Consider the following 7,923-nt stretch of genomic DNA (forward strand, 5'->3'; position numbering starts at 1 on the left):
CCCGCCGGCCCCACCAGGCCCCGATCATGTCGGAGACCATCAGCTCCGCGTCCAGGGGAGTGCGAACGGCGAGCAGCTCTCGAGCCGCCTGCACCATCTCCTTGAACACGTCGTCGGGCGGAGTGCTCTCCCGGGGATCTCGTCGGTGTCGGCGCACGCCCTCACTCTCTCGTATTCCAGGCACGAACGGTGCGGAGAACACGGCCCGGTGACCCCGATGTTATAGGAGGGTCATGCCGGTGACCCGCGTCCGGCGTCCTGCGGGAACGTCGCAGGACGCCCGCGACGTCACGTCAGCGGGGGCTCCGCGGCGGAGGCGCGGAGTTCACGATCGCGAGCAGGTGTTCGCGGGCGATGCGTTCCACGATCTCCGGGGTCGCGGTGACACCCAGATGCTGCGCACACGCGCACACGTCGGCCACGCAGCGGTCGATGGTGTCCACGGGTACGGTCAGGAACTCTTCGGCCAGCCTGAGACTGACCGGTTCGCGCAGGAACCGTGTGGCCAGAGCGAGCATAGGAGTGAGATTCCTCTGGATGCCCAGGGGCAAACCCCCAGGAACGTCTGCAGGGCGACTTGCGTTCTCATTCCACCCTTTCTCGGACGGGTGTCAAGGCTCCACGACGCCTGTGTTCACTTCACCCGGTGCCCTTTCATGCGAAGCTGTCTCCATGCGCATCCAGCTCGCCCAGCGGAGCGAGGCAGACGAGCTCCTCGGCCGCAGCCCGCTCGCCCTGCTCGTCGGCATGCTGCTCGACCAGCAGATCCCCATGGAGTGGGCGTTCACGGGGCCCTACACCATCTCGCAGCGGCTGGGGCACGACCTCACCGCCGAGGAGCTCGCCTCCTACGATCCGGAGGAGTTCGCCGCGCTGCTGGCGCAGCCGCCGGCCGTGCACCGCTATCCCAAGGCGATGGCGGGCCGCATCCAGCAGCTCGCGGCCTACCTGGTCGAGCACCACGACGGCCGGCCCGAGCGGATCTGGGCCGAGGCCGCCGACGGCAAGGACGTGTTCAAACGACTGAACGCCCTTCCCGGATACGGCAAGCAGAAGGCCCAGATCTTCTTGGCATTGCTGGGCAAGCAACTGGGGGTCCAGCCGTCAGGCTGGCGGGAGGCAGCCGGGCCCTACGGCGAGGAGGGTGCACAAAGGTCGGTCGCCGACGTGGTCGACGCCGACAGCCTGAGCCGGGTGCGCGCCGCCAAGCAAGAGGCCAAACGCGCGGCCAAGGCCCGATAGCCGTGGCGGGCAAGCGTCCCGGCAATCGGGCGCGGTAACCTGATCTTGCTGCGCAAAGTGGAGCGACTTTGACAGGATGCGTAGACCCTAGAGGCGACCGGGCACCGGCGGGGGCTTCCGTCCGCGCGTGCCCATCGCCGATGATGTACTGCAGGATCCGGTCGCCCGGAGCTGCGCTACGCCGATACACGATTATGGAGATGTGCCGCGTGGGAGACCCTGGCACGCGACGGAGGTGCGGACCATGAGCGCCGAGACCTCCGTTCCCCGTCCCCGGGAGTCGGATGTGGACATCTCAGACTCCGCCCTCTTCAGGGGCATGCTCTCGGAGGCGGAGTTCGCCTTCGCGTTCTTCGATGCCGACGGCCGCGTCCAGCGGGTCAACGACGTCTTCAGCGACGTCGTCGGCGTGCCCGCGGAGCGCATGGCGGGCCGGCCTCCCGTCGAGGTGCTGGCCGCCGACCTGAGCCAGATCATCACGCACGCCGTGCAGGCCGTCATCGAGGGCGACGCGCCCGTCACCGAGGGCCGCGTACGCGTGCGGTCGGCGGATGGCGACACCCGGCAATGGTCGCTGTCGTTCTCGCCGGTCCACGACGACGCCGGCGAGCTGCGGGCGATCGCGCTGATCGGGCTCGACGTGACCGAGAGCCGCCAGACCGAGGAGGCGCTGCGCCGCAGCGAGGAGCGCTACCGATCGCTGGTCGAGGCGCAGTCCCAGCTCGTGTGGATCACCTCGCCCACGGGCGCGGTCGTCGAGGACGCGCCGCAGTGGCGCGCCATCACCGGCCAGGGCCTGGAGGAATACCTCGCCAACGGCTGGTTGGACGTCGTGCATCCGGACGAGGTCCAGCAGACCGAGGAGGCCTGGAGGGAGGCGCTGCGCGGCCGCACCATGTTCGAGTGGAACTACCGCGTGCGCACCCGCGCCAGCGGCTACCGCCACTTCGAGGTGCGGGCCGTGCCGATCATCCGTCACGGCCGGGTCGTCGAGTGGGTCGGCGCCAACACCGATGTCACGCCGCAGCGCGAGGCCGAGGAGATGCGCGGCAGGCTGACCGACCAGCTCGGCGCGGCCGCCCTGCGCACGGCCAGGCTGCAGGGCGCCACCGCGATGCTCGCGGAGGCGCTCACGGTCGAGCAGGTGGTGCAGGTCATCATCGACGTGGGCCGCACCGCCCTGGCCGCCGACCGCTCGGCGGTGGCGCTGCTCGACACCGACAGGGCCGCTCTCAAGCTGATCAACGGTGAGGGGATCCCCGAGGCGTCCGGCGCGTCCGGCGAGGAGATCCCGCTGTCCAGCTCCAGCGTGATGACCATGGCGGTCAACAGCCGCAGGCCGGTCTTCGCCGAGTCTCCCGAGTCGCTGAGGGCCCAGCTGCTGGAGGCGGGGGGAGACGAGGACGTCCTCGGCAACTACCTCGCCAACAGCGACGAGCGCGCCTGGGTGGGGCTGCCGCTGCTGGCGGCCGGACGGGCTCTGGGAGCGCTCCGATTCTCCTTCACCCGGCCCCAGAAGATCTCCCAGGAGGACGGCGTCTTCCTGGAGGCGCTGGCCGGTCAGTGCGCGCTCGCGGTCGAGCGGGCCACGCTGTTCGAGCGCGAGCACCGCACCGCCGAGACGCTGCAGCGCAGCCTGCTGCCCGACCGCCTGCCGGTCGTCAAAGGCCTCGTGCTGGCCCAGCGCTTCCGCTCGGGCAGCCGCCACGTCCAGGTCGGCGGCGACTGGTACGACGCGTTCGTGCTGCAGGACGGGCGTGTCGCCGCCGTGGTCGGCGACGTCATGGGCAAAGGCGTCAAGGCCGCCGCCGGCATGGGCCGCATCCGCAACGCCATGCGCGCGCTGGCGCTGACCAACCCGCCGCCCGCGGCCGTGCTCACCGGCCTCGACCGGGTCTTCGAGGCCACGGAAGAGGAGGAGCAGGTCACGACCCTGGCCTACATGGTCGTCGAGCCCGTCACCGGTGAGGGCACGCTGGCCATGGCGGGGCATCCGCCGCCCGTGCTGGTTTCGCCCCAGGGCACGGCGATCCTGTGCGACGCCGAGCCCGGCACTCCGCTAGGCTGGCCGACCAGCCGCAGGCAGTTCCGGTTCGTGGTGCCGCCCGGCCATACCGCCGTGCTCTACTCCGACGGGCTCGTGGAGAACCGGAAGCGCGGGCTGGATGCCGGTCTCGCAGAGATTTGCAGTGTTGTGACCGAAGCGCCGCCTGAGGTCGTGAGTAGTCCGCATATGTTGCTGGACTTCCTGGTTGACCGGATGTTGTCTGGATATGAACAAGATGATGACGTTACCGCGCTAGCAATTCACGTACCGCCAGCCACGAAGAGTGACTGAATGAATCAGTCATAACGGTTGCTTTCGGGTATCGGTGCCCCGCTTACGTACGCACTACTGTCTCGGTCGGCCTAGGGTGGAGGTCAACCGCCGGGAGGTGGCCGTATGGAGTGCGGGGTCGTGCCACAATGCTGTGCAGGTCCGTCGCGGTCCGCACGGCCTCACCGATCTCTGAGAGAGGCAACAGCCCCCCAGCGGGCATCTGGGTCCATTGTCGCCACGCGTTCGTTCGAGAGGTGTTCGTGTCGCCTGCAAGTTCGACTCGCTCGAAGCCACAAGAGCTGAACGAGCCCGTCATTCAGCGACTGCTCGAGCGTGGGCGCTCGCAGGGTTTCCTCGAGTCTGAGGATGTCCGTCAGGCCTTCGAGGAGGCGGACATCCCCATGTCGCACGCCGCCGCGTTCTTGCGGAACCTCAGCAAAGAGGGCGTGACCGTGGTGGTGACCGCCGCGGATTCGGCTGCGCCGAAGAAGTCTCGTGGTCCAGCAAAGCGCCGCACCGCCGCCCCCGTCAAGACCAAGACGGCGGCGGCCGCCAAAGAGCAGCAGCCCGAGACCGTGACCGCGGTCGTGGGCACCGCTGAAGCCGAGCCGGCCGCCAAGAAGGCGGCCCCTGCCAAGAAGGCCGCTCCGGCGGCGAAGAAGGCCGCGGCCGCCGCCGCCGCCAAGAAGGCCGAGCCGAAGGGCGCTGGGCCTGCCGAGACCAAGCCGAAGGCATCCGAGGCCCCGAAGGCCGACGCGGACGAAGAGGACATCGAGCTCGACGGCGACGTGGAGCTGGACGACCTCGATGACATCGAAGTCGACGACGAGGAGATCGTCGCCGAGGGTGACTCCGACGCGGAGGGTGACTCCGACTCCGACTCCGACGAGGAAACCGAGGAGCCCAAGGCCGTCGAGGTCACCGTGGAGAAGACCGAGGAAGAAGTCCTCATCCTCTCCGACGACGACGATGACGCCCCCGTGGCGCAGGTCGCCGCCGCGGGCGCCACCGCCGACCCGGTGAAGGACTACCTCAAGCAGATCGGCAAGGTCCCCCTGCTCAACGCCGAGCAGGAGGTCGAGCTGGCCAAGCGCATCGAGGCCGGCCTGTTCGCTGAAGAGCAGCTCGGCGGCGGCGAGTCCGAAGGGCTGCCCGTCGACGTCAAGGCCGAGCTGGAGTGGATCGCCGAAGACGGCCGCCGCGCGAAGAACCATCTGCTGGAGGCCAACCTCCGGCTCGTGGTCTCGCTGGCCAAGCGCTACACCGGCCGCGGCATGCTGTTCCTCGACCTGATCCAGGAAGGCAACCTGGGCCTGATCAGGGCCGTCGAGAAGTTCGACTACACCAAGGGCTACAAGTTCTCCACCTACGCCACGTGGTGGATCCGGCAGGCGATCACGCGTGCCATGGCCGACCAGGCGCGGACCATCCGCATCCCGGTCCACATGGTCGAAGTGATCAACAAGCTGGCCCGGGTCCAGCGGCAGATGCTGCAGGACCTCGGTCGCGAGCCCACGCCGGAAGAGCTGGCCCGTGAGCTCGACATGACGCCCGAGAAGGTCGTCGAGGTCCAGAAATACGGCCGCGAGCCCATCTCCCTCCACACCCCGTTGGGCGAGGAGGGCGACAGCGAGTTCGGCGACCTCATCGAGGACTCCGAGGCCATCGTCCCGGCCGACGCCGTCAGCTTCACGCTGCTCCAGGAGCAGCTGCACTCCGTTCTCGACACGTTGTCGGAGCGGGAAGCGGGCGTCGTGTCGATGCGCTTCGGGCTCACCGACGGCCAGCCGAAGACCCTCGACGAGATCGGCAAGGTTTACGGGGTCACCCGTGAGCGCATCCGCCAGATCGAGTCGAAGACCATGTCCAAGCTGCGCCACCCGTCACGTTCCCAGGTCCTGCGCGACTACCTGGACTGACTCGACCGCATCCGCACCACACCGCCGTCCCGCCCGGACCCGTCCGGGCGGGGCGGCGGCGTTTCGGGCGGTGGGGCAGGTGGTCACGAGACGTGCACGTCCAGTGTCCAAGGGCGACCGGCGCGGGCGGGCGGTGCCACCTCGACGCGGTAGCCGAGCGCGTCGAGCACCTTGGCCAGCTCTTCAGGGCTAGTGGGCGTGGTGCCCTCCTGCAGGAGCGCACGGGCGATCTCACCTCTGGTCGCCTTGGCCATGTGGCTGACGACCTTGCCGTCCCTGAACACCCGGACCGTCACCGAGCGTTCCCCGGGCTGCCAGGCGCTCGCGTAGGTCGCCGAGCGCAGATCCACCACCAGCCCCGGAACGCCGTCCAGCACCTTCGAGATCCGCGGCCGCCAGAACGTGCCCAGACCTCCGAGCGGAGGCAGGTTGACGCCCATCGACAGCCGGTAGGGCGGAATCGGGTCAGTGATCCGCACCATACCCCAGAGGCCGGAGAAGATCAGCACCGACTCCTCAGCCCGGCTCCATGCCTCGCCGGCCAGAGTGCGCAGCCCGAGATTGTCGTACAACACGCCGGTGTAGAGGTCGGCGGCGGGCAACGTGGAAGCCGTCTTCAGAGCGAGGTTTCTCGCCAGTTCGCCCGCCAGGCCCGGCGTCAGGCCGAGCACGCCGATGGCGTCACGGCGCTTGGACGCGCGCACGAGCGCGGTCATCACCCGCTTGCGGGACCCGTCCAGGGCGGGGAACGACAACTGGCCGACCGGCGGGCCGCTGCCTTGCGCCGCCTTCCCCTCAGACGGCGGCAACACAATCATCACAGTGCTCAGCCTAGGGGGAGGCTTCATTCTTTTACGGCAGGCCAGGTTGACCCCAGTCGCCGACCTGGGCTGGGCTCTGTTCAGGGAGACGCTCACCAGGCGGAGACGGCTGAGCGCCGCAACGGCGCTCCCTGGGCCGCCCGCTTCGCCGAATCGATGACCGTCCTCCGCACTGTGACGCCTTCCCGGGTGATCGGCCAACCGTGGTTCCGGTCCGCGGTCAGGGTCGGGGGTGCCATGTCGGCGTTCCTCGGTCCGGCCCATGTGGGCGGGGTGGTTAGGCTGCGCGGGTGGAGTTCGATCTGCTGGTACATGAGGCCTGGCCTGCCTACGAGCAGCGTGTGCACGACGGGTGGATGCTGCGGTACGCCGGGGGCGTGACCAAACGGGCCAACTCCGTGCTCCCGCTGCATGCCCCTGCCGATCTCGGCGCTGCCATCGAGGCCGCTGAGGCGTTCTACGACACGCGCGGGCAGCGCTGTGTCTTCTCGTTGGGTCCCGCGGCCGGGCCCGGCCTGGACGAGGAGCTGGAGCGAAGAGGGTATGGGCTGGTCGACCCTACCGTGATCATGGCCGGGACGCCGGGACACGGGCCCGCGTACAAGGTGCGGATCGAGGATCGGCCGTGGCAGGGCTGGTTGGAGACATGGTGGGCCGTGGACGGGCGTTACGGCGCGGGCCTCTCGGACGCGGAACGCATCTGCACCGGGGTGCCTGCCTGGTATGCGGCATATGAGGAGGATGGTGTGGCGCTGTCCGTCGGGCGCGGTGTGCCTCAGGGGGACGTGCTGGGCGTCTACTGCATGGCCACGTTGCCCGGCGCCCGGCGGCGGGGGCTGGCGCGCGCGGTGCTGCGGGCACTGGTGCGGCACGCGGGCACGGGCTCCGCCTACCTCGTCACCACTGCCAGGAACGAGCAGGCGCAGGCTCTCTACCGGGGCGAAGGGTTCGAGATCACGGGAAGGTATCACTACCGGGTGGCGGAGCGCCGGTCCGGGCAGCGGATGTGACTTGCCGGTCTGAGCGAACATGCGACGTCCCGGACGTGCCCAGCGAACAATTGTGAAACGTCCGGATGAGTCCTGCGACGAGAGAGGAAAGTCACGTTGATGAAGGCCGACGGCTTTCGCGCACTGTCAGTCCGAGCGGGGAGTGCGGCGGATGTCGAGCACCTCGTGACCCTTGACCCGGTCGCGGGATCCGACGGTGGCGAGCGGCGCGCCGCCATCCAACGTTGGTGTCGCGACGGTGCCGTCCTTGTGGCCGACACGCCGACCGGGCTCGTCGGCTACTGCGTGGTGGAGTACACCTTCTTCGAGCAGGGCTTCGTGACGATGCTCATGGTCGCCGAGCCCGCCCGGGGTCACGGCGTCGGCGAGCGGCTCCTGCGTGCCGCGGCGGCCTCGTGCAGGACCGGGAAGCTGTTCACGTCGACGAACCTGTCCAATCATCCCATGCAGCGGCTGCTGGAGCGGATCGGCTGGCGGTCGGTAGGGATGGTGCACGGTCTCGACGACGGTGACCCAGAAGTGTTCTACCTGTGCAGGTCTGCCGGAACCGCGGGGGAAGCCTGAACAGGCGACGGCCGGATGCACGCAGCGCGGCGACCCCGGGCGTGCCC

Annotated in this window: 7 protein-coding genes; 5 read left to right on the plus strand and 2 right to left on the minus strand. The window is 69.1% G+C overall.

The window, feature by feature from the left end; genetic code table 11:
• Positions 1 to 293 precede the first annotated feature (293 nt).
• Positions 294 to 518 (minus strand): hypothetical protein, encoded by a 225-nt coding sequence (locus tag E1267_RS41015; RefSeq protein ID WP_132341287.1) that lies wholly within the window; start codon positions 516 to 518, stop codon positions 294 to 296.
• A gap of 154 nt (positions 519 to 672) precedes the next feature.
• Between E1267_RS41015 and E1267_RS41020 the strand changes: the two genes are divergently transcribed.
• From E1267_RS41020 to E1267_RS41030, 3 genes are all read left to right on the plus strand, one after another.
• On the plus strand, positions 673 to 1,242 hold the full coding sequence (locus E1267_RS41020; RefSeq protein ID WP_132341289.1) for an HhH-GPD-type base excision DNA repair protein: 570 nt from the start codon (positions 673 to 675) through the stop codon (positions 1,240 to 1,242).
• Between the two features lie 244 nt (positions 1,243 to 1,486).
• A complete protein-coding gene (locus E1267_RS41025) occupies positions 1,487 to 3,580 on the plus strand; it encodes a SpoIIE family protein phosphatase (RefSeq protein WP_132341291.1) in 2,094 nt (697 codons plus the stop codon).
• Positions 3,581 to 3,822: 242 nt separating this feature from the next.
• The gene (locus E1267_RS41030; RefSeq protein ID WP_132341293.1) at positions 3,823 to 5,481 is read left to right on the plus strand and encodes an RNA polymerase sigma factor; all 1,659 of its coding nucleotides are present in this window, start codon (positions 3,823 to 3,825) and stop codon (positions 5,479 to 5,481) included.
• A gap of 83 nt (positions 5,482 to 5,564) precedes the next feature.
• Here E1267_RS41030 and E1267_RS41035 read toward each other — a convergent pair whose 3' ends face one another.
• Positions 5,565 to 6,302, minus strand: coding sequence for a YaaA family protein (locus E1267_RS41035; RefSeq protein WP_165960086.1), 738 nt, complete (start codon positions 6,300 to 6,302; stop codon positions 5,565 to 5,567).
• A gap of 290 nt (positions 6,303 to 6,592) precedes the next feature.
• Here E1267_RS41035 and E1267_RS41040 point away from each other — a divergent pair, with 290 nt between their 5' ends.
• A complete protein-coding gene (locus E1267_RS41040; protein WP_246064644.1) occupies positions 6,593 to 7,312 on the plus strand; it encodes a GNAT family N-acetyltransferase in 720 nt (239 codons plus the stop codon).
• Positions 7,313 to 7,411: 99 nt separating this feature from the next.
• A complete protein-coding gene (locus tag E1267_RS41045; protein ID WP_132341295.1) occupies positions 7,412 to 7,876 on the plus strand; it encodes a GNAT family N-acetyltransferase in 465 nt (154 codons plus the stop codon).
• The last annotated feature ends 47 nt before the right edge of the window (positions 7,877 to 7,923 follow it).

Origin of the sequence: Nonomuraea longispora (genome assembly GCF_004348345.1) — a bacterium.
In the GTDB taxonomy this organism is placed as follows: Bacteria; Actinomycetota; Actinomycetes; order Streptosporangiales; family Streptosporangiaceae; genus Nonomuraea; species Nonomuraea longispora.